Here is an 18,980-nt window from a genome sequence, read left to right as displayed (position 1 = left end):
GTGCGTCGGCCGGTGTCCGCTGCCTGCTCACGTCTGCGCCGCCGCGAAGGCGGTTCGATACAGAAAGCGACGGTCATGGACAAGATCGTGCTCGATACCCTCGCCGATCCCGCGGCGGCACTGGTGGGTTCACCGGCGCCGGCCCGGTATCCGCATTCGCTGGTCGGCAATACGCCGGTGCTGTGGGTGAGTGCGCCGTTGGCGCCGGCGGGCCGGGGATTCTGGGCCAAGCTCGAAGGGTTCAATCCCGGCGGCATGAAGGACCGGCCCGCGCTGCACATGGTGCGCCGGGCCGAGCAGCGCGGCGATCTGGCGCCGGGCGCGCGGATCATCGAATCCACCAGCGGCACACTCGGATTGGGCCTGGCGCTGGCCGGAATCGCCGCCCATCACCCGGTGACGGTGGTGACCGACCCGGGCCTGGAACCGATCGTGGCGCGGATGCTGGCCGCCTACGGCGCTCGGGTCGACGTGGTGCCCGTGCCGGGATCATCCGGCGGCTGGCAGCAGGCGCGCCGCGACCGGGTCGCCGAACTGCTTGCCCGCGAACCGGATTCGTGGTCCCCGGACCAGTACGGCAACCCCGACAACGTCGAGGGATACGAGTCGCTCGCGCTGGAACTGATCGAGCAACTGGGCGTGGTGGATGTGCTGGTCTGCGCGGTCGGCACCGGCGGGCACTCCGCCGGGGTCGCCCGGGTGCTGCGCCGGTTCAATCCGGAGATGAAGCTGATCGGGGTGGACACCGTCGCCTCGACGATCTTCGGCCAGCCCGCCGGGCCTCGCCTGATGCGCGGACTCGGCTCGAGCATCCACCCGGCCAACGTCGACTACGACGCCTTCGACGAAGTGCACTGGGTAGCACCGGCGGAGGCGGTCTGGGCGGCCCGCACCCTGGCCGCGACCCATCACGCCAGCGGAGGCTGGAGCGTCGGCGCGGTCGGGCTAGTGGCGGGCTGGGCGGCCCGCACGCACGACCCCGACCTGCGCATCGCGGCCGTCTTCCCCGACGGGCCGAACCGCTACTTCGACACCGTGTACAGCGACGCCTACTGCGCCGCCCACGGCCTCCTCGACGTGCCGCCACCGCTCGAACCGGACACCATCGCGCATCCGGCCGAGCGCGTCGTGCGCTCCTGGACCCGGACCACCACCGTCATCGATCCGAAACACCTTCCGCGGGACCAGGAGTGGGCGTCGTGACCGTCTTCGCGAAATTCGGGAGCTTCGACGCGGCCGCCCGCCTGTTGATGATCAACCAGTTCGGCATCAACCTCGGCTTCTACATGTTGATGCCGTACCTGGCCGGTTATCTGGCCGGGCCGCTGGGCTTGGCGGGCTGGGCGGTGGGGCTGGTGCTGGGCGTGCGGAACTTCTCCCAGCAGGGCATGTTCCTGATCGGTGGCACCCTGGCCGACCGGCTGGGCTACAAGCCGCTGATCGTCGCGGGCTGTCTGCTGCGCACCGGCGGATTCGCGCTGCTGGTGTTCGCCACATCGCTGCCGGGGCTGCTGATCGCCTCGGCGGCAACGGGTTTCGCCGGGGCGCTGTTCAACCCCGCGGTGCGCGCCTACCTCGCCGCGGAGGCCGGTGAGCGGCGCGTCGAGGCGTTCGCGGTGTTCAATGTGTTCTATCAGGCGGGCATTCTGGCCGGGCCGCTCGCCGGATTGTTGTTGCTGGCGTTGGACTTCCGGGCCACGGCGGGCGCGGCGGCGGTGATCTTCGCGATACTTACCGCGGCGCAGTTGTTCGCGCTGCCGACCCGCCGCGGCGAGGCGCCCGCCGAACGGCGTTCGGTGCTCGCGGAGTGGCGCGTCGTGGTCGGCAACCGCCGGTTCGTGTGGTTCGCGGCGGTGATGAGCGGTTCGTATGTGCTGTCGTTCCAGGTCTATCTGGCGCTGCCGCTGCAGGCGGAGTTCATCGCGGGCGCGCAGGCACAGACGCTGGTATCGGCGCTGTTCGTCGTCTCGGGTCTCGTCGCGGTCGCGGGCCAGTTGCGCATCACCGGCTGGTTCCGGGCCAGATGGGGTACCGCGCGCAGCCTCGTGACGGGGCTGGGAATCCTCGCGGCCGCGTTCGTCCCGCTGGTGATCGTGCCCGGTCCGGACCGTTTCGGTGCGCCGATCGCGGTCGCCGCGCTGCTGCTCTCGGCGGCGCTGCTGGCGGTGGGCACGGCGGCGGTCTTCCCGTTCGAGATGGACACCGTCGTGTCGATGTCCGGCGGGAAGCTGGTCGCCACGCACTACGGCTTCTACAACACCGTCGTCGGCGTCGGCATCCTCGTCGGCAATCTCGCCACCGGCGCGGTCCTCGGAGCCGCGCGCGACGCCGGGGCCGGGTGGGCGGTATGGGCGGGTCTGGGCGCGATCGGCGTCCTCGCGGCGGTCGCCCTGCGCGGGTCGAATCGGCAGTCGCGAACCGTCGCGCCGAGTGCGGGAGAGGGCGCGACGGTGGGCGCCGATCGGGCGTGAGCGCCGCGCTGCCCGGGCGTGCCGTTCACCGGGCGGAGGTGTGGCGTTCACGCGGGCGGGTTAGCGTGTCGCGGATCGATTCCGGGGACTGTCGACAGCCCCGAGTACGTGGATCCGAAACGCCGTGCAGAGAAGACGTTTCAGACGTGGGTGAGGGTGTTGGTAAGAGTCCGGCGAGTCGTCGAGTCATGACCGAACTGGTCGGGAAGGTACACGTGCAGTTGCGGTTTCGGCACAATGGGGCGGTGCTCGACTACCGTGCCAGCCGAGTCGCGGCCGCCAATCTGGCGACCGAACTCGTCCAGCACGGCGTCGAGGTCCGCGTCGACGAGGAGGTCGACGACGCGCTCGCCGATCTGCCTTTCGCCGAACTGTGGTCTTCGTGATCGCCGGATTACCAGGCGTCCACGTGAATGATCCCGTCCAGGTCGGTGCGGGAAGCGGGCTTGAATTCGGTGCCCTTCGTGTAGGCGACGGGGAGCAGGGCGCCCTGGGCCACCGTCTCGTAAGGGATGCCGAGAAGTTCGGCGGCTTCGCGTTCGTACTTCAAATGCAGTGTGGTCCAGGCGGTTCCGAGGCCGCGCGAGCGCGCCGCCAGGCAGAAGCTCCACACCGCGGGGAACAGCGAGGCCCAGTGCGACGCGCTGCGTGCGCTGGGGACGTTGTCGACGCGGCCGGAGATGCACGGCACCAGCAGCACCGGAACCTCGCCCATGTGCTGGGACAGGTACTGCGCCGAACTCACGACGCGCTGTCGCACGCCATCGGCCTCGGGGTCCTCGACCGCCTGGTTACCGGGGTAGTCGGGCGAGGACGCGTACTCCTCGAACCCGCGCCGGTACAGCTCGCCCAACGCCCGCCGCTTCTCGGCATCGGTCACGACCAGCCAATGCCACCCCTGCCGATTCGACCCGCTCGGCGCCTGCACCGCCAGCTCGATGCATTCGCGGACGACCTCGAGCGGTACCTTCCGATCCAGGTCCAGCCGTTTGCGCACGGCCCGCGTGGTCGACAGCAATTCGTCCGGGGAGAGGTCCAGCTCGATCGGCATACTCGGCTCCTGTCGCGTTCATGATCCGTCCGCTCGACCGTACGTCACCCGCCCCGAGCATTCACCGAAGGTGATGGTGGTGCCGACGGGGCCGGGGGCGGCGGCGCGCAGCGTTACCTCGTCGCCGTCGCGGAGGAAGGTGATTTCGGTGCCGTCGGCGAGGGGTAGTGGGGTTGTTCCGCCCCAGGCGATTTCGAGGAACGAGCCGCGTTGGCGGCGCTCGGGGCCGGAAATGGTGCCGCTGGCGAAGAAGTCGCCCGCGCGCAGCGCCGCGCCGTTGACGGTCGCGTGGGCCAGCATCTGCGCGGGGGTCCAGTACGTCGAGGCATAGGGCGCGGTGGAGACCACCTCACCGTTGAGGACGATGTCGATATCGATATCGAAAGCCCAAGCGGGAGTCGAGGAGTCGTCCAGATAGGCGGCCGGTGGCAGGTCCCGCGGCGGCGGTGCGACGCGGGCTCGATCGAGGCACGCCAGCGGGGTCACCCACGCCGCGATCGAGGTGGCGAAGGACTTCCCGAGGAACGGTCCCAGGGGGACGTACTCGAATGCCTGGATGTCGCGGGCGGACCAGTCGTTGGTGAGCACCAGGCCGAAGATGTGGTCGTCGGCGTCGCTCAGGGCGACTTCCCCGTGCGGCACCGGGGATCCGAGGACGAACCCGACCTCGGCCTCGATGTCGAGACGGCGGCTCGGGCCGAAGGTGGGCGGGCCCTCAGGCTCGGGTCGCAACCCCTTGGGCCGCCGGATGGCCGTGCCGCTGGGGACGATCGTGCCCGCTCGCCCGTGATAACCGATGGGCAGGTGCTTCCAGTTCGGCGTCAGGGGCGGCTGCCCGGGACGGAAGATCCGCCCCACGTTGGACGCATGGAACTCGTTGCCGTAGAAGTCCACGTAGTCGGCGACGGTGAAAGGCAGGTGCAGCGTGCAGTCGACCAGCGGAATCGACTCGGACACAATACTTTCGGCTGCGTCCGGGCTGTCCACCGCGCGAATGATGCTCGCGCGCACCCGATCCCAGGTAGCCCGGTCCCGGATGAGCAGGATGTCGAGGTTCGCGGTCTCGACGGCCGCGATGTCGTCGTCCGCCGCGCCCGCGTGCCGGAGCAGCGCGGCGACGTTCAGCACGTGGTCACCGAGCCGGACGCCGAGCCGCGGCCCGTCCGCCGCTGTCGAGTACGAGCCGTACGGCAGATGGGTGCTTTCGAAACCGTTGGCGCCCAGCTGTTTTGCGGCGGTCATCCGATAGTCTCCGGTCGGTTCGCCCAGACCCAGGCGTACTTGCCGTCGTCCGTGGCCGTCCCGCCCTCGCCGAGTTCCAGCGGCCGGAAGGTGTCCACCATCACCGCCAGTTCGTCGACACTCCGCACGCCGAGCGACGCCTCTACCGCGCCGGGTTGCGGTCCGTGCGCGAGCCCGCCCGGATGCAACGACACCGAGCCGATCCCGATACCGGAGCCCTTGCGCGCGGCGTAATCGCCTGCGACATAGAACATCACCTCGTCGGAGTCGACATTGGAGTGGTAGTACGGCACCGGTACCGACAGCGGGTGGTAATCCACCTCGCGCGGCACGAAATTGCAGATGACGAAGTTGTCGCCCTCGAAGACCTGGTGCACCGGCGGCGGCTGGTGGACCTTGCCGGTGATCGGCATGAAGTCCTCGACGTTGAACGTGTACGGGTACAGGCAGCCGCCCCAGCCCACCACGTCGAACGGGTGGTCGGCGTAGACGAATCGCGTGCCGACGATGCTCGCGCCCGCGCGATGCTTCACCAGTACCTCGACCTCCGTGCCCGCGGCGAGCAGCGGTTGCCCGGGGCCGTGCAGGTCACGCTCGCAATAGGGCGCGTGCTCGAGGAACTGGCCGAAGCGCGACAGGTAGCGCTTGGGCGGGGCGATATGACCGTTGGCCTCCACGGCGTACAACCGGCTCGGCCCCTCTGGTACCCAGCGATGGGTGGTTGCTCGCGGAATGACGACGAAATCGCCTGTGCGGTAGGGCAATACGCCGAGGACCGTCTCGACGACGCCACGGCCCGCCTCGACATACACGCATTCGTCGCCGACCGCGTTGCGGTAGTACGGCGATGCCGCCGCGGCCACCACGTAGGCGATGCGCACGTCGCCGTTGCCCAGCACCAGCCGCCGCCCGGTCACGGCGTCGATCCCGGCCACGGCGTCGCCGAACAGGTCGTGCAGCCGCAGGTGGCGCGGTGTGAGTGGATGGTTCGGCACGGTCGACTGGTCCGGCAGGTCCCAGATCTCACTGCCGATGATCGCCGAGGGGATCGTGCGGTGATACAGCAGCGAGGAGTCCGCGGAGAAGCCCTCCTCCCCCATCAGTTCCTCGTACCGGAACCGGCCCGCATCGTCACGGAACTGGGTGTGCCGGGTATCCGGCACCTCGCCCACACGTCGGTAGTACGCCATACCCAATCCTCGATGTCCGATAAACGGTTATTGAGCGTCCTATTATCGCCCATGCTCCGCTACAGTCTGAGGCATGTCAATCCCGAGGCAGTGGCAGCCGTGACACGGACGGAACCGAACGACGGTGCGCAGACACTCGAGCGGGGACTGGCCGTCCTGGTCGAGTTGAGCCGCCACCCCGAGGGCCTGACCACCGCGCAGGTCGCGGCGGCCTGCGGGTTGCACCGGTCGATCACCACCCGGCTGCTGGTGTCGTTGCAGCGCACCGGTTTCGCGCGGCGGGCAGAGGGCGGTGCGTACCGGGTCGGCCCGGCGGTCGCCGAACTGCTGGGTCTGTCGCGGCCGCAGTTGTGCGAGGTGGCCGAGCCCGTTCTCCGACGCCTCGCGCGGACCGTGGACGCCACCGCGTCGCTGGTGGAGGTGGTCGACGGGTTCGCGGTCACCACGCTGGTCGCCGAACCGCCGAGCGACGGGCCGCGCTTCTCCTACCGCCTCGGCAACCGCGATCCCCTCGACCGCGGTGCGGGCGGGGTGGCGGCGCTGGCCGCCGGGCCGCCGCGACCGGGCGAACCCGACCGGGTCGCCGCGGCGCGCGCCGACGGCTATCTCGTCACCCACGGCGAACTCAATTTCGGCGCCCACGCCATCGCCGCCCCGCTGCCCGGCTGGGGTCGGCCCGCGGCGGTCAATATCGTCACCAACCGGCAACCCGTCATCGATGCCGCCCGCCAACCGCTGCTCGACGCGGTCCGGGAGATCAGCGCCCACGTCCCGAATCCCGAACCGTCAGGGCGGCAATGAGGCCCGCGGTCAGATCACCGGGCGTTCGCGCGGGACAGGTTCCAGCTGTTCCAGGTGTCCTCGCCGGCGCGGTGGAGCAGGCGGTCGCGCAGCTGGGTGCGGAGCGGGTCGGGTAGGCGGTCGGCGGCGGGGAGGACATCGAGGGAGAGTTCTGCCAGGTAGTCGGTGTCGAAGTTCTTGCCGTGCTGCCAGCGATCGATATTCCGGTCGGCGATGAGGGCCTCCGGGTTCAGCGCGGCGAGCGCGAGCAGGGCGGCCGTCGCGGTTCCGACGGCGGCGCGGGGCAGCCAGGTCAGTTCGAGCCGCATGATGGCGACCACCACCAGCACGTATACGACGCCGAGCCAGAGTTCGCAGGTCTCGACCAGCAGCCGCAGCACGGTGAAGCCGTAGGCCTGCTGATAGGTCCACATGCGGCCGAGCGCGGACGCGAGGATCACCAGGGTGAGGCCGCTGATCGCGCACAGCAGCACCCGTAGCCAGCGGCGGTCCGCGGTGGAATCCTTTGCCGCCCAGCGCAGTACGGCCAGAACGACCGCGAGGGTGAGCACGGTGACCGCGGACAGCTGCCAGAAGCCGCTGCGCGCGTATTCGGCATAGGTCAGCCCGGCGGTGCGCTGTACGTAGCCGTCGCCACCGAACAGGGCCACCAGCTGCGTCGCGACGAACACCGCGAACACCACCGTCAGCGCGCCGACCGGCAGGCCCCACTCGGTCCGGCTCAACGTCCGGCCCGAAACCCCTTGGCGCTCTTCGGCAGCGGGCGGCGGTCCGGCGAGCAGGTACATGGCGCTGACGGCGGCGGTGCCCGCCACCGCGAACACGACGAGCCAGCGCGCGACGGAATCGCCGTCCAGGTTCGGCACCAGCCCGACGACGAGGGCGCCGAAGGTGGCGTCGGCGCTGCCCAGCAGGGGCACGAACACCAGTAGCAACGCCACGGTCGCGACGACCGAGACGCCGAGACGCCGATGGCGGGTTCCGACCCCTTCGCGGGCTCGGCCCAACGCCGTATATACCCAGGCGAGAGCGCCGAACGAGGACAGCGGCACGGCGATGGCGTCATAGAGCACACCGTGGACCGACCGCCGCCCGATCACCGCCAGTGACCCGGCCACGGCCGCCGCCACGGCGCACAGCACGAACAACCACTCCGCCGCGCGCACGACGCCGACGGCCAGCAGCGCCAGCGCCACACCGGTCCACCAGATACGTTCCCAGCCGCGCCCCGCCACCGCCCCGGCCGCTCCCCGGGCGCGGCGGTCGACCACGATCACCGCGGCCACAGACGCCGAACCCGCCAGCAGCCAGCCGATTCCGGGCCGGTCCACCGGAACCGTCAGCGCCGCAACCAGTCCCGCGACGCCCGCAGCGGGCAGCACGCCGGACGGACAGGTCACCCGCCGCCAACGCGGCGGGGCAACCGGCTGTGGAGGATGCATAGGAAACGTCGGCAGCCCGGTCCGACTGGACAACGGGCCACGGCCCCCGGAGCCAGCGCCGGCATCAACGCCGGAGCCGGTGCCAACGCCGGAGCCGAAACCACCGTCAGAGTCGGTGCCAGTGCCAGAACCAGCGCCGGTACCCGCGCCCGCACCGAAGCCGGTGTCAGCACCGCTGCCGCTGCCGCTGCCAGCGCCGGTGCCAGCGCCGGTGCCAGTGCCAGTGCCAGTGGCAGTGCCAGTGGCAGTGGCATCAGGCATGGTGGAAGTCTTTTCAGGTGCTCGCCACAGCAGTTCGTCCCAGGGCGAGAAGGGCTGGGTGCCGGACTCTTTCGATGCCCTGGTCGTAGCGTCGCTGGAGCCAGTGTCAACGCCGGAGCCCGTGTCAGAGCCGGTGCCGGTGCCAGAACCAGCGCCGGAGCCCGCGCCCGCACTGGTGCCGGTGCCAGCACCGGGGCCGGGGCCAGCACCGGGGCCGGGGCCGGGAGCATCGGGCACGGTGGAAGTCTTTTCATGTGCTCGCCACAGCAGTTCGTCCCATGGTGAGTGGGGCTGGGGGCCGGACTCTTTCGGGGGACCGGTCGTGGTGTCGTCGGCGCCCTCGGCAGGTGCGCCGGGCGGCTCCGGGGCTTTCGGTGCCTCGTCTTCCCTTGGTGTCGAAGGCTTTTCGTCGTGGGCGGGTTGTTCGGGCATGGCTGTTCTCCTGAGGGTGTGCGTTATCGCCCCGGGAGCCGATCGGCGGGCCGGGGTGTGGGTGGCGGGAGTGTTTAGTGGCTCGGCGGCGCCGTGGCCGGAAGTGTCACGCGGATACGGGAACCGGGATCGGTCACGGCGATGGTGCCGCGGTGCAGGTCGACCACCCAGCGGGCGATGGCGAGGCCGAGGCCCGTGCCGCCGCCGTCGGTGCGGCCGCCGCGGGTGAAGCGGTCGAAGACGCGGGCGCGTTCGGCGGGCGGTATGCCCGGGCCGTCGTCCTCGACATCGATGACGAGATCGCCGCCCGCGGTGTGGGCCCGGATGCGGACCTCGCCGCCCGCCGGACCGTGCCGGGCGGCATTCTCCAGCAGATTCAGCAGCACTTGATGCAGCCGGGCCCGGTCGGCGTACACCGTGGCCGCGGCGGGCCGCACCTCGCTGTGGAAACGGATGCCCCGCCCGAGGACCGCGGCCATGACCTCGCCCTCGGCCACCACCTCCGCGAAAAGCGTTGCGACGTCGATCTCTTCACGATCCAGCGGCATCGCGCCCGCCTCGATGCTGGAGATGTCGAGCAGTTCGGAGACGAGCCGGCCGAGCCGTTCGGTCTGTGCCAGCGCGGTTTTCAGGGTTTTCGGGTCGGGCTCGGACACCCCGTCGACCAGGTTCTCCAGCACGACGTTCAGCGCGGTGATCGGCGTGCGCAGTTCGTGCGAGACATTGGCGATCAGTTCGCGGCGCTGCCGGTCGGCGGCGGCGAGGTCGGCGGCCATCCGGTTGAACGCCTCGGCCAGTTGCCCGACCTCGTCCCGCGAGGACGCCCGCACCCGATTCGTGTAGTCGCCGTGGGCCATTCGCTGTGCGGCCGCGGTCATCTCACGCAGCGGCTTGGTGATGCCGTGCGCCAGGAATTGCGAGGTCACCATCGCGATCACCATCGCGGACAGCGTGGTCAACGGCGGCAGCCAGCCGATCCGCAACCGGAAGTAGCCGAAGGCGAGCCCGCCCGCGAAGATCATCAGCACGGCCAGCTTGAGCTTGACGGACCGGATCCGGTCCAGGGGACGCGGCAGCGTCTCCGCCACCCGGTCCAGCGCGCCCCGCAGTCTGCTCACGGCGGGGTCGGCCCGCGGGACGTCATGCTCGATCACCGCGCCTCCAAGGCGTAGCCGACACCGTGCACCGTGCGAATGAGATCGGCGCCCAGCTTGCGGCGCAACGCCTTGATATGACTGTCGACGGCGCGGGTGCCCGCCGCATCCGCCCAGTCCCACACCTCCTCGAGGAGCCGTTCGCGCGGATGCACCACGCGCGGACGCCGGGCCAGCCGGGCGAGCAGATCGAACTCCAGCGGTGTCAGCTTGGCCTCCACCCCCGCGCGCCAGACCCGGCGCTGATCGGCGTCGATCCGCAAGTCCCCGACCACGATCCGGGCGCCGTCCCCGGCGCCCGCGCGGTCGACCCGGCGCAGCAGCGCGTGCACCCGGGCGGTGAGTACGCGTAGTGAAAACGGTTTGGTCAGATAGTCGTCGGCGCCGACGCCGAGCCCGATGAGCTGGTCGGTCTCGTCGGCGCGCGCGGTGAGCATCAGCACCGGAACCGGCCGGGCGGCCTGGATCCGCCGGCAGACCTCCAGCCCGTCGAAGCCGGGCAGCATGACGTCGAGCACCACCAGATCCGGCTCCAGCGTCTCGGCCGCGGCGACCGCGCCGGGACCGTCGTGCGCCGTCTCGACGGTGAACCCCTCGGCCCGCAGCCGCGCCGCCACCGATTCCGCGATCGTGATCTCGTCGTCCACGACCAGAATCCGGCGCGCCGTCGCTCCCCCGGCCGGTACGTTCTGTTCCATATCGGGGACCCTAACCACCCGCTGTGGAGAGAACCGGTATCAAGTGTGGAGATTTCGTGTGCACGGAATGCCGCACCCGCGCCGGAAGTTGCTGGAGCCATGAAAGCTTTGGTGTACGACCCGGACGCGAAGCACGGTCTGCGACTCGGCGAAGCCCCCGATCCGACGCCCGGACCCGGGCAGGCGCTGGTGCGAATCGCGGCGACATCGCTCAACTTCGGTGAGGTCACGTATCTGGGCAAGAACTACGCTCCCGGCGAGGTGGCCGGCTGGGACGCCGCGGGAGTCGTGGTCGCCGCGGCCGCCGACGGCAGCGGCCCGGCGGTCGGGCAGCGGGTCGTGACCTTCGGCTGGCGGGGTGGCTGGGCCGAGTTGCGCGCGGTGGACACCGGCGAGCTGGCGGTGGTGCCGGACGCGGTCGACCTCGGCGCCGCCGCAGCGTTGCCCGTGGCCGGTGTGACCGCGTTGCGTGCGCTGCGCAGGCTGGGCCCGCTCGTCGGACGTCGGGTACTGATCACCGGCGCGTCCGGCGGGGTCGGGCGCTTCGCGGTCCAACTCGGCGCGCTGGCCGGAGCGCACGTGGTCGCGGCGGTCGGACGACCGGAGCGCGGCGCGGGACTCACCGAATCCGGTGCGGCCGAGGTGGTTTCGGGCGGACTGGCGGACATACGAGAGCCGGTGCACGGGGTGATCGACAATGTCGGCGGCCCGCTGCTGGCCGACGCCTACGCGCTGCTGGCCCCGGACGGCCTCGCCCTGAGCGTCGGCAAGGCGTCGATGGCGCCGACCACGATCGACTTCGAGCAGGCCCGGGTGACCAACCCCGGCGCCCGGATCGAAGCGTTCGGGGTCGGTCCCGGCTTCGGCCCGGACCTGGCCTACCTGGCCGCACTCGTGGCCGCCGGCCGGCTCGACCCGCAGGTAGGCTGGCGCGGCGACTGGGCACAGGCGGGCGACGCCGCCGAACTGCTGCTCGGCCGCAAGGTGAACGGCAAGGTGGTCCTGGATATATGAAGACGACAGCGTAAGGGGTCAGCCTTGGAATCCACCGACATCGACGTCGACACCGAACTCGGTCGCCTGCGGGTCACCGTGACGGGTTCCGGTGCGGCACTGGTGATGTGGCCGAGCCTGCTGATGGACGCGAACCTGTGGCAGCCGCAGGTCGAGCATTTCGCCCGGCGCTATCGCACCATCGTGATCGATCCGCCGGGGCACGGCCGATCCCAGTCGCTGGACCGGGAATTCGACTTCGACGAATGCGCGCGCTGCGTCGTGGCGGTCCTCGACCGGCTGGGTGAGGCGCGCGCCCATTTCCTCGGCAACTCGTGGGGCGCGATGATCGGCGGCACCTTCGCCGCGACGTACCCCGACCGCGTGCACAGCGTGGTGCTGATGAATGGGACGGCCTCGCCCGCCTCGCGGCGGCAGCGGGCGGAGTACGGCGCGCTGCTCGCGATCGCGAAGCTGCTGCGCGGCATCCGGCCGCCGCTCACGGTGGCTGTGCTGCGCGCCTTTCTGGGACCCACCAGTCGCGGCACCCGCCCGGAGGTGGTGCGGCGGGTCCGCGCCGCCGCCATCGACAACGACGTGGCCTCGGTGGTCTACGCGGTGCGGTCGGTCGTGATGCGCCGCCCCGACCAGCGAGAACTGTTCGGCTCCATCGAATGTCCGGCGCTGGTCGTCGCGGGGCGGGAGGACGACACCTTCCCGCTGCCCGAACTCGAGGCAATGGCCCGCGCCATTCCCACCGCCGAACTGATCGTGCTCGACGATGCCGCGCACTTGGTCGCCGCCGAGGTTCCCGAGGTCGTCAACGACTTGGTCGATCGGTTCCTCGCCGAGCACGGGCACTGATACGCACGACGAAACATGTTCGGGGCGGCCATATTCCGGCCACAATGCACGAAGCCGGGCGAGGCGTCGATGTGACGCCCCGCCCGGCTCGCGCGTACGGTCAGTTGGCCGGTGCGGGCGTATTGATCGTCTGGAAGAACTGCACCGCGGCGGCGATGCCGACGGGGACACCGACGATGAGCGATCCCGCGGCCGCACCCAGCGCGACACCGACGCTGGCGCCCGCGATGCACCCGCCGGGCGCACCGGCGAAGAAGATCGGAGCCGTGAGCGCGCCGACGGTCAGCGCACCCAGCACACATCCGCCGACCAGGCCGACAAGGCCACCGATCATCGTGCCGACACCCGTGGCCAGGCCGAACGCGGTGGCAGCGGTCGACAGCGCCGAGTTGAAGTCGGCCTGAGCGTCGATGGACTGCGGCATGTCGACCGGGTGCGCGGTGGCCGGGTCGGTGCTGGGGGTGAGTGTCGCGGTGTTGCCGTTGATGGCCGCCGACACCGGGAACTCGAGCCCGTTCATCTGATAGGCAAGCGGTAGACCCCCCAGCACCGTGCCCGCAGCGTCCCGCACCACGAACTGGTTGTCCCGAGCCTCGAGGAAGCCCGCGTCGGTGGTGACGACGACCGATTTACCGACAACGTCGGCGTCCCAATGGATAACGGCGGCGTCGCTCTGCTCGGCGGCGGCCGGAGCGGCGTGCACCGCACCCGTGGCGGCGGTCAGCGCCCCGACGACGAGCACGGACGTGGCTGCGAACTTCCGAAACTTCATGTGATTCAGTGCTTTCTTCAGTACCTGCGCCGCCGGTCCGGCGCGCACGGCCCTAAAAGGGCCTCCTGGGAGAGTCGGGCCGTGCTGTTACCCGGGTGGTTCCGTTGTGTGAACACCCGGAAAATTGGGAATTTGCAGCAACCTTCGGCGCCGCCACGAGCAACCGCGAGGGAACCCGTTACGTGTCAACGACCTTCGCGGACGCTCAACCGAAATCGCGGGCGAGTACGGCGCGGGCATAGGCCTCGGCCAGCGCGATTCCCGCGATCCGGCGCAGCCGGGCGAGTTCGCGGCGGCGTTCGCCCGTACAGACCGTAGCCTCGAGTTCCCCGTCCAGGAAGTGGAGGACGTGCTGCAGGCCGCAAACGGTCTCGACGCTCGCCGCGCCGTCCAAGGCCCTCACCTCGTCGACCACGCGCAGCAGTCGGCGTTCCAGACCGAATCGGCGTTCCAGACCGAGCATCTCGCCTCCCGCGCAGCTGTGCGTGTCCGCCGTCGGCCGCGCCGAAGTCCGTCGTTCGCCGCCGCACCGTAAGCCCCACCTATCGTACCGTTAAATAACGGTACATCAAGTAGTGGTGTGCTTGGTGTGGTCGCGAACCCATTGCGCGACAACGGCGCAGGCGGAGATGAGCGAGACGGCGCCCGCCGCCCAGGCCCACGGCGTCAATCCGGCGTTGGCGTACGCGCTCACCCGGCTGCCCGGCAGCACGTACGCTCCGTTGCCGAAATACGCGCGCATCACCAACCCGAGTTGCCCGCCCAGATCGCGGCTCACGCCGACCATGGCCTTCGCTTCGGGCCCCTTGGTATTCAGGTAGACCAGCGTGATCAATACCCACCCGGCCGACGCCAGCGTGGACAGCATCACCAGGCGCGACAGTGTGCGGCTGCGGGCCCGCAGATCGAAAACAACGAAGCAGACGGTCAGGATGCCGGTCGCCGCGGTCAGAATGCCCCACGCGCCGGTGACCCGCACGGCGGCGGGCGGCGATTGCGACCAGGCGTTGAGCGCGCTGGTGGTGATCTCCATCCGGCCGAAGGCGTTGATGCCGATCGAGCCGTCGAAACCCGAAGCGCTGAGCCATGGTTCGAACAGCAGCGCCAGGGTGACCAGGCTCCCCGCCGCCGCGCTCACATACCCCCACCGCCCGCGCAGCGCGCGCAGGGCGGACAGATCGAACTGGAACCGGTCGGGAGCGACCGCGGCAGTGGTTGATTCACGTCGAAGGTCGTTCGCCCGCCAGGGCGTCGGCTGCACCATCATGCTCGTTTCGTGGTGAGGTTGCGGCAGGAACGGGGCGATGTCAGAAGCGCGGAATCGCCTTGGAGGGAGTCAATTTGACGTTTCCGGTCCAGTACTCGGAATTCGCCATGACCTGCAGGACCTCCGACGCTCGGGACAGGTTCTCGGCCTGCGCGGCGCCCAGGTACTGCTGCGCGAGGTGCGGCATGATGAACCGGTTCATCAGCTGACCGCGCTCCTGCGACCAGCCCTCGAACTCGACCGGCAGCGGGTAGTCCGGATTCGACTGCACCACAGCGCCAGTGGCGTCCCGGGTGATCCGGCTGCCGCCCGCGAGCGCCTGGATGCCGCGGATCTTGTCGCGGGTCGGGTTGGCGAAATAGTCACGCAGGTAGGCCATTTCCTCGCGGGTGAGTTCGTTCTCGTGCACGTGGTCGATGTAGCGGCGGTTCGCGAGCCGGTGCGCGGTCTGCTGGAACAGGGCCACGTTGGCCGGCGAGGTGCCCAGCTTGAGCACGGCCAGTGACGCCGCGGCCTCGCCGATGTACTTGTCGCCGTCCCACACACTGGGCGCGAAGTTCTGCCGGTAGTTGTAGGCGCGGATGGCGTCGGTGATCATCGAGTGGTCGGTGAAACCGGCGTCGGTCAGCGCGGCGCCCACGTCGGTGAGCGACCCGCCGCGATTGAGCACCCGGTCGACCGCCGCGGCGGCGCTGCGCGGGGTGTGGCGGCCGCCGTGCTCGTGCACGGCCGACCTGGCGGCCTCCATGATCTGACCGCGCGTCCGGTAGTAATTGAGCATCCAGCCCTTCTCGTGCACCAGCGCGTTGGTCCGCCACATTCCGACCTCGGCGCGGTTGCGCACCCGCGAGTTCGGGTCGAGAGGGTTTCTGCGATAACCGAACAGCGCCGCCGCGATCGGGTTGTTGTTGACGGTGTTGACCGCGGTCAGTCCGGCGAGCAGGCCCGGCGACATCGAATGCGCGGCGCCGCCCGTGCCCATCCCCAGCGCGGTGCCGCCCTCGGCGGACTTGCCGCCGCCCTGTCCCTGCATGGCGAGCGCGAACCGGTTGGCCATCCACTCGTTGCCGCGGTCGAGCCCGGCGCTGAGCCGCTTCAGCTGCAGGATGGCGATGATCTCCACGATCGCGCCCAGCACCAGCACCACCGTGACCTGCCCGCCGGCCTGCTCGAAGAGCTTGCCGAGGAACAGCGCGTAGATGGCGAGGAAGATGGTGTACGCGGTCATCCGGGCGCCCGAGACGAGACCGTCGACCAGATTGCGAGCCAGGAACGTCTGGGTCGGGCCGTAGACGAAACCCCCTGCGGCGAAACCGAACAGCGCCATGAACCCGTGGTAGATGGCGTCCAGGGCGGCCCAGATTATCTTGATCGCAAGATACGCCCCGAAGCACAGCAGGATCGCGGCGCAGATGAGCAGCACGAGACCGGAACCGATCTGGCCCATGCTCGGGTTGTCGGCCTTCGCGTACGCGGTCGCGTCGCCGCAGGACCGCAGGCCGTTCAGCACGCGGTCCGTCTCGCCGGAGCGCACACCGGCCGACCACAGGGCGGCGCACTGCGGCGACTGATCGATCACGTGGCCGAAGTTCCACACCTGCACCGGGCGCCGGGCGAAGTTGTCCGCCAGATCGCTCTGCATATCGGTCATGAGGTGGTTCGTGTCGGGGTGCGAGTCGCCGCCCAGACCGGCGGCCACCGCCACACCCACGTCGCGGCCCTGCGCCAGCAGCCCGTGCGAGGACAGCACGTCCGCCAGCGGGTGGGCGAGGAACAGCGGGCCGATCACAGCGACTCCGAGCATGGTGACGATCTGCACCGTGGCCTTGGCGTAGTGGCCGCGCAGCACGAACCACGCCACGCAGAACGCGCCGATGCCCGCCGCCGTCACCAGCACCATCGGGGTGGCGATCTGGCCGGTCACGCTGTCGGCGACACCGGTCAGCGCCCGCTCGAACGGGTCCAGCCAGCGGAAGCTGATCGCGAAACCGATCAGCCACACGGCACTGGTCACGATCACGATGTAGCCGACGAACTCCAGCCCGAGCACGGCGGAGATCACCGTCTCCAGCGGGCTGAACAGGCTGCCGTGACTGGTCGCGAAGACGTAGTCGGTCAGCCGGATACCGCCCGAGTCCCGGATGTCCATCCAGTTCAGGGCGTCGATCCCGGCGCCCCCGGCGGCCGCGTTGCTCTGGGCGCGGGCGACCGCGCCGACGCCGCCCGGGAAGACGAACAGCACGCCCAGGATCGCCGTGACCCACACCGTCCGGCGTCGCCTCGAGGTGGCGTCGATCCAGTCGCGGGCGCGCCGGAACAGCGTGCGCGGCAACCACTTCCGGGAATCCCAGAACGCCATCTCACGGTCGGACCACGAGGGCCGACAGCCGGAACCCCGCGCGGGACCGTCGGCGATCGGGGCGAGTCTGGGCGTGTTCAGCACTGTGGTCATCGGATCCTGGTCGAGGGGGACGAAAGGGCGTCGCCGGACCCCCAGCCGAGCCCGGCGACCAAAGTTATGCCGCCGCGCGCCGGGTGGACAGGAATGCGACCAGCGTGATCGAAAATATGGAATGTCACCGAACGGCCCGTCGAAGGGCCTGTGCACCAGGGATTTTCAGCCCGATGGCGAGGGCGCTGAGGTCATGTCGCCACCCATCCGGCGACTGTGATTGCGGCCACTGCGCGAACCGGAACAGCGATCAAGCCTGGCGCAGAGGGTATCTCGGTTACGCGTGCCGGACAGAACGCGGAACCCGCAGACTCAGAGCCGATTTCGCGCGCGGCACTGCGTCCCGGAGGCGGTGTCCTCCGTGGCGACGCCGCGCGGACGGGCGACATCGGCCGCGAGTTCGTTGTCCGCGGTGAGACGGTGCACCGCGCGCTCGAGCGTGGGCATGATCTCGGCGATATCCAGTGCGCCGGCGGCATAGCGGCTGATGAGCCCGTAGCTGAGATTCACGAGAATGCGGTCGAGGTCGTCGCGGTACCCCGGGTCCGCCGCGGCGAGGACGGCGGTCGCGGTCTCACGCACGGCGGCACGACCCTGGATGTCGAGCCGATGCCCGCCCGGTCCGCAGAGCGCGCGGTGGTACGCCTTCAGCATCTGCGGGCTGCGCTCCCAGGGCTCGAACACGCCGCGCAACAGCCGCATCAGCCCTTCCCGCAGCGTCTCGCCCGGCGGCGGGGGCGGCGCGGTATAGCTGCACTGCGCCATCCAGCGCTCCATCGCGGCGACGATCAGTTCGTCGCGGGTGCCGAAAAGCTTGTACACCGTGGTGAGCGAGACCCGCGCGCCACGCGCGACCTCTTGCACGTAGACGCTGTCGTACCCGCCACGCTCCAGTGACCGCACCACCTGAGCGAGGATCCGCGCTGCGGTATCCGATTCTCGCTCTTCACTCACGAAGCCAGCGTAGTATGAGAACCGGATAATCGAATTACTCTCAATGGGACTCTCAGATTTGAGAGCCTGGTTATCGAACGTGAGATGAGCCGGTGAAGGGTCGCAGATCCCGCAGCACAGCCGAGGCCGGAGTGCCCGACGTAGCGTCGCTGCTGCGCCTGCTGCGTGCCGCGTCCAGGGAAGGAGCCGGTGCCGCAACGGCACTGGGCTTCGTGCTGGCGAGCGGCGGCAATCCGGGGGCGATCGCGCACACCGCGGGGGTGCCGGTCGCCGGTCGGTACGCGGTGCTGGCGCTCGAGACGGACCAGGGGGCCGACCGGCTCCGAACGGCGCTGGCCTCGGTCTACGGCGAGCGCGTGCTGCCACTGCTCGGCGCGGGCGGCGGCACGCTGCTGCTCGCCGAGGCCGACGCCGCCGACCGGTCGGTGCGGGACCTGTTCGCCTTCGCGGGGCGGGTCGCGCACGGCCCGCTGGCCGCGACCGTCGTCTCCGCGACCGTGCCGGGACTGCCGGAGGCCACCGACCTCGCCCACGATCTGCTCGATATCGTCCGCCGACTCGGCTACGCCCCCCGTCTCTACGAGTTCGACGATCTCGCTCTCGAATACCAGATCACCCGTCCCGGCCCCGCCAACGAATACCTGCGGTCGCTGCTGCATCCCCTGCTGGCACACGACGATCTGCTCGAACTGCTGCGCCGCCGGGTCAGCGACAACTTCACCCGGCGGGCGACGGCACGCGCGATGCACGTCCACACCAACACCGTCGACTACCGACTCCGGCGCATCAAGGAACTCACCGGGATCGACCCGACCGAACCGGTCGGCCTGTGGTACCTGCAGTCGGCGTTGATCGCTCACACCTACACCACCGGCGCGGGCCCGGTCGCCGACGGGACCGGGCAGCCGATCCGGCGGCAACCGCAACCCACCTGAC

General features: G+C 70.0%; 18 protein-coding genes. 7 read left to right on the top strand and 11 right to left on the bottom strand.

What is annotated here, in order from left to right; translation table 11 throughout:
* Window positions 1-75 precede the first annotated feature (75 nt).
* The 3 genes from ACFMRZ_RS29495 to ACFMRZ_RS29485 all read left to right on the top strand — a co-directional run bounded on the left by ACFMRZ_RS29495 (window position 76) and on the right by ACFMRZ_RS29485 (window position 2,857).
* Window positions 76-1,203 (top strand): PLP-dependent cysteine synthase family protein, encoded by a 1,128-nt coding sequence (locus tag ACFMRZ_RS29495; RefSeq protein WP_400181572.1) that lies wholly within the window; start codon window positions 76-78, stop codon window positions 1,201-1,203.
* Window positions 1,200-2,471, top strand: coding sequence for an MFS transporter (locus tag ACFMRZ_RS29490; protein WP_400181571.1), 1,272 nt, complete (start codon window positions 1,200-1,202; stop codon window positions 2,469-2,471). The genes ACFMRZ_RS29495 and ACFMRZ_RS29490 overlap by 4 nt, the downstream gene beginning before the upstream one ends.
* A 188-nt stretch (window positions 2,472-2,659) precedes the next feature.
* Complete coding sequence (locus ACFMRZ_RS29485) at window positions 2,660-2,857, top strand: hypothetical protein (RefSeq protein ID WP_280277016.1); 198 nt, start codon at window positions 2,660-2,662, stop codon at window positions 2,855-2,857.
* Between the two features lie 8 nt (window positions 2,858-2,865).
* Here ACFMRZ_RS29485 and ACFMRZ_RS29480 read toward each other — a convergent pair whose 3' ends face one another.
* From ACFMRZ_RS29480 to ACFMRZ_RS29470, 3 genes are read right to left on the bottom strand one after another with little or no spacing between them, the layout of a single operon-like run.
* Window positions 2,866-3,516 (bottom strand): nitroreductase family protein, encoded by a 651-nt coding sequence (locus tag ACFMRZ_RS29480; RefSeq protein ID WP_400183003.1) that lies wholly within the window; start codon window positions 3,514-3,516, stop codon window positions 2,866-2,868.
* 24 nt (window positions 3,517-3,540) lie between these two features.
* Window positions 3,541-4,764 (bottom strand): fumarylacetoacetate hydrolase family protein, encoded by a 1,224-nt coding sequence (locus ACFMRZ_RS29475; RefSeq protein WP_400181570.1) that lies wholly within the window; start codon window positions 4,762-4,764, stop codon window positions 3,541-3,543.
* Window positions 4,761-5,954, bottom strand: a complete 1,194-nt coding sequence (locus ACFMRZ_RS29470) for a homogentisate 1,2-dioxygenase (RefSeq protein WP_400181569.1) — start codon at window positions 5,952-5,954, stop codon at window positions 4,761-4,763. Before ACFMRZ_RS29470 ends, ACFMRZ_RS29475 begins: the two co-directional genes overlap by 4 nt.
* Before the next feature lie 99 nt (window positions 5,955-6,053).
* On the opposite strand from ACFMRZ_RS29470, the gene ACFMRZ_RS29465 reads away from it, so the two are divergent.
* Window positions 6,054-6,755 carry an IclR family transcriptional regulator gene (locus tag ACFMRZ_RS29465; RefSeq protein WP_400181568.1) on the top strand — a complete coding sequence of 234 codons (702 nt, stop codon included), beginning with the start codon at window positions 6,054-6,056 and terminating at the stop codon, window positions 6,753-6,755.
* A 14-nt stretch (window positions 6,756-6,769) separates the two neighbouring features.
* Here the strand turns inward: ACFMRZ_RS29465 and ACFMRZ_RS29460 are convergent, their stop codons facing one another.
* The 3 genes from ACFMRZ_RS29460 to ACFMRZ_RS29450 all read right to left on the bottom strand — a co-directional run bounded on the left by ACFMRZ_RS29460 (window position 6,770) and on the right by ACFMRZ_RS29450 (window position 10,742).
* Window positions 6,770-8,155, bottom strand: coding sequence for a DUF4153 domain-containing protein (locus ACFMRZ_RS29460; protein ID WP_400181567.1), 1,386 nt, complete (start codon window positions 8,153-8,155; stop codon window positions 6,770-6,772).
* Between the two features lie 809 nt (window positions 8,156-8,964).
* Window positions 8,965-9,987, bottom strand: coding sequence for an ATP-binding protein (locus tag ACFMRZ_RS29455; RefSeq protein ID WP_400183002.1), 1,023 nt, complete (start codon window positions 9,985-9,987; stop codon window positions 8,965-8,967).
* A 53-nt stretch (window positions 9,988-10,040) separates the two neighbouring features.
* Window positions 10,041-10,742 (bottom strand): response regulator, encoded by a 702-nt coding sequence (locus ACFMRZ_RS29450; RefSeq protein WP_400181566.1) that lies wholly within the window; start codon window positions 10,740-10,742, stop codon window positions 10,041-10,043.
* Window positions 10,743-10,841: 99 nt separating this feature from the next.
* On the opposite strand from ACFMRZ_RS29450, the gene ACFMRZ_RS29445 reads away from it, so the two are divergent.
* On the top strand, window positions 10,842-11,756 hold the full coding sequence (locus ACFMRZ_RS29445) for a zinc-binding dehydrogenase (RefSeq protein WP_400181565.1): 915 nt from the start codon (window positions 10,842-10,844) through the stop codon (window positions 11,754-11,756).
* A gap of 24 nt (window positions 11,757-11,780) precedes the next feature.
* Window positions 11,781-12,599: an alpha/beta fold hydrolase gene (locus ACFMRZ_RS29440; RefSeq protein ID WP_400181564.1), complete on the top strand. Its 819-nt coding sequence runs from the start codon at window positions 11,781-11,783 to the stop codon at window positions 12,597-12,599.
* 100 nt (window positions 12,600-12,699) lie between these two features.
* Here the strand turns inward: ACFMRZ_RS29440 and ACFMRZ_RS29435 are convergent, their stop codons facing one another.
* The 5 genes from ACFMRZ_RS29435 to ACFMRZ_RS29415 form a co-directional block, all read right to left on the bottom strand.
* Entirely contained in the window at window positions 12,700-13,371 is a 672-nt protein-coding gene (locus tag ACFMRZ_RS29435) for a hypothetical protein (RefSeq protein WP_400181563.1), read from the bottom strand.
* Between the two features lie 205 nt (window positions 13,372-13,576).
* Complete coding sequence (locus ACFMRZ_RS29430) at window positions 13,577-13,834, bottom strand: hypothetical protein (protein ID WP_400181562.1); 258 nt, start codon at window positions 13,832-13,834, stop codon at window positions 13,577-13,579.
* Between the two features lie 105 nt (window positions 13,835-13,939).
* The gene (locus ACFMRZ_RS29425) at window positions 13,940-14,638 is read right to left on the bottom strand and encodes a hypothetical protein (protein ID WP_400181561.1); all 699 of its coding nucleotides are present in this window, start codon (window positions 14,636-14,638) and stop codon (window positions 13,940-13,942) included.
* A 40-nt stretch (window positions 14,639-14,678) separates the two neighbouring features.
* Window positions 14,679-17,090: a hypothetical protein gene (locus ACFMRZ_RS29420; RefSeq protein ID WP_400181560.1), complete on the bottom strand. Its 2,412-nt coding sequence runs from the start codon at window positions 17,088-17,090 to the stop codon at window positions 14,679-14,681.
* A gap of 312 nt (window positions 17,091-17,402) precedes the next feature.
* Window positions 17,403-18,044, bottom strand: coding sequence for a TetR family transcriptional regulator (locus tag ACFMRZ_RS29415; RefSeq protein WP_400181559.1), 642 nt, complete (start codon window positions 18,042-18,044; stop codon window positions 17,403-17,405).
* 92 nt (window positions 18,045-18,136) lie between these two features.
* Between ACFMRZ_RS29415 and ACFMRZ_RS29410 the strand changes: the two genes are divergently transcribed.
* Complete coding sequence (locus ACFMRZ_RS29410) at window positions 18,137-18,979, top strand: PucR family transcriptional regulator (RefSeq protein ID WP_400181558.1); 843 nt, start codon at window positions 18,137-18,139, stop codon at window positions 18,977-18,979.
* The last annotated feature ends 1 nt before the right edge of the window (window position 18,980 follow it).

The organism is Nocardia sp. N2S4-5, from assembly GCF_044628355.1.
GTDB lineage: Bacteria > Actinomycetota > Actinomycetes > Mycobacteriales > Mycobacteriaceae > Nocardia > Nocardia wallacei_B.
This window is presented reverse-complemented; position numbering and strand designations above follow the sequence as displayed.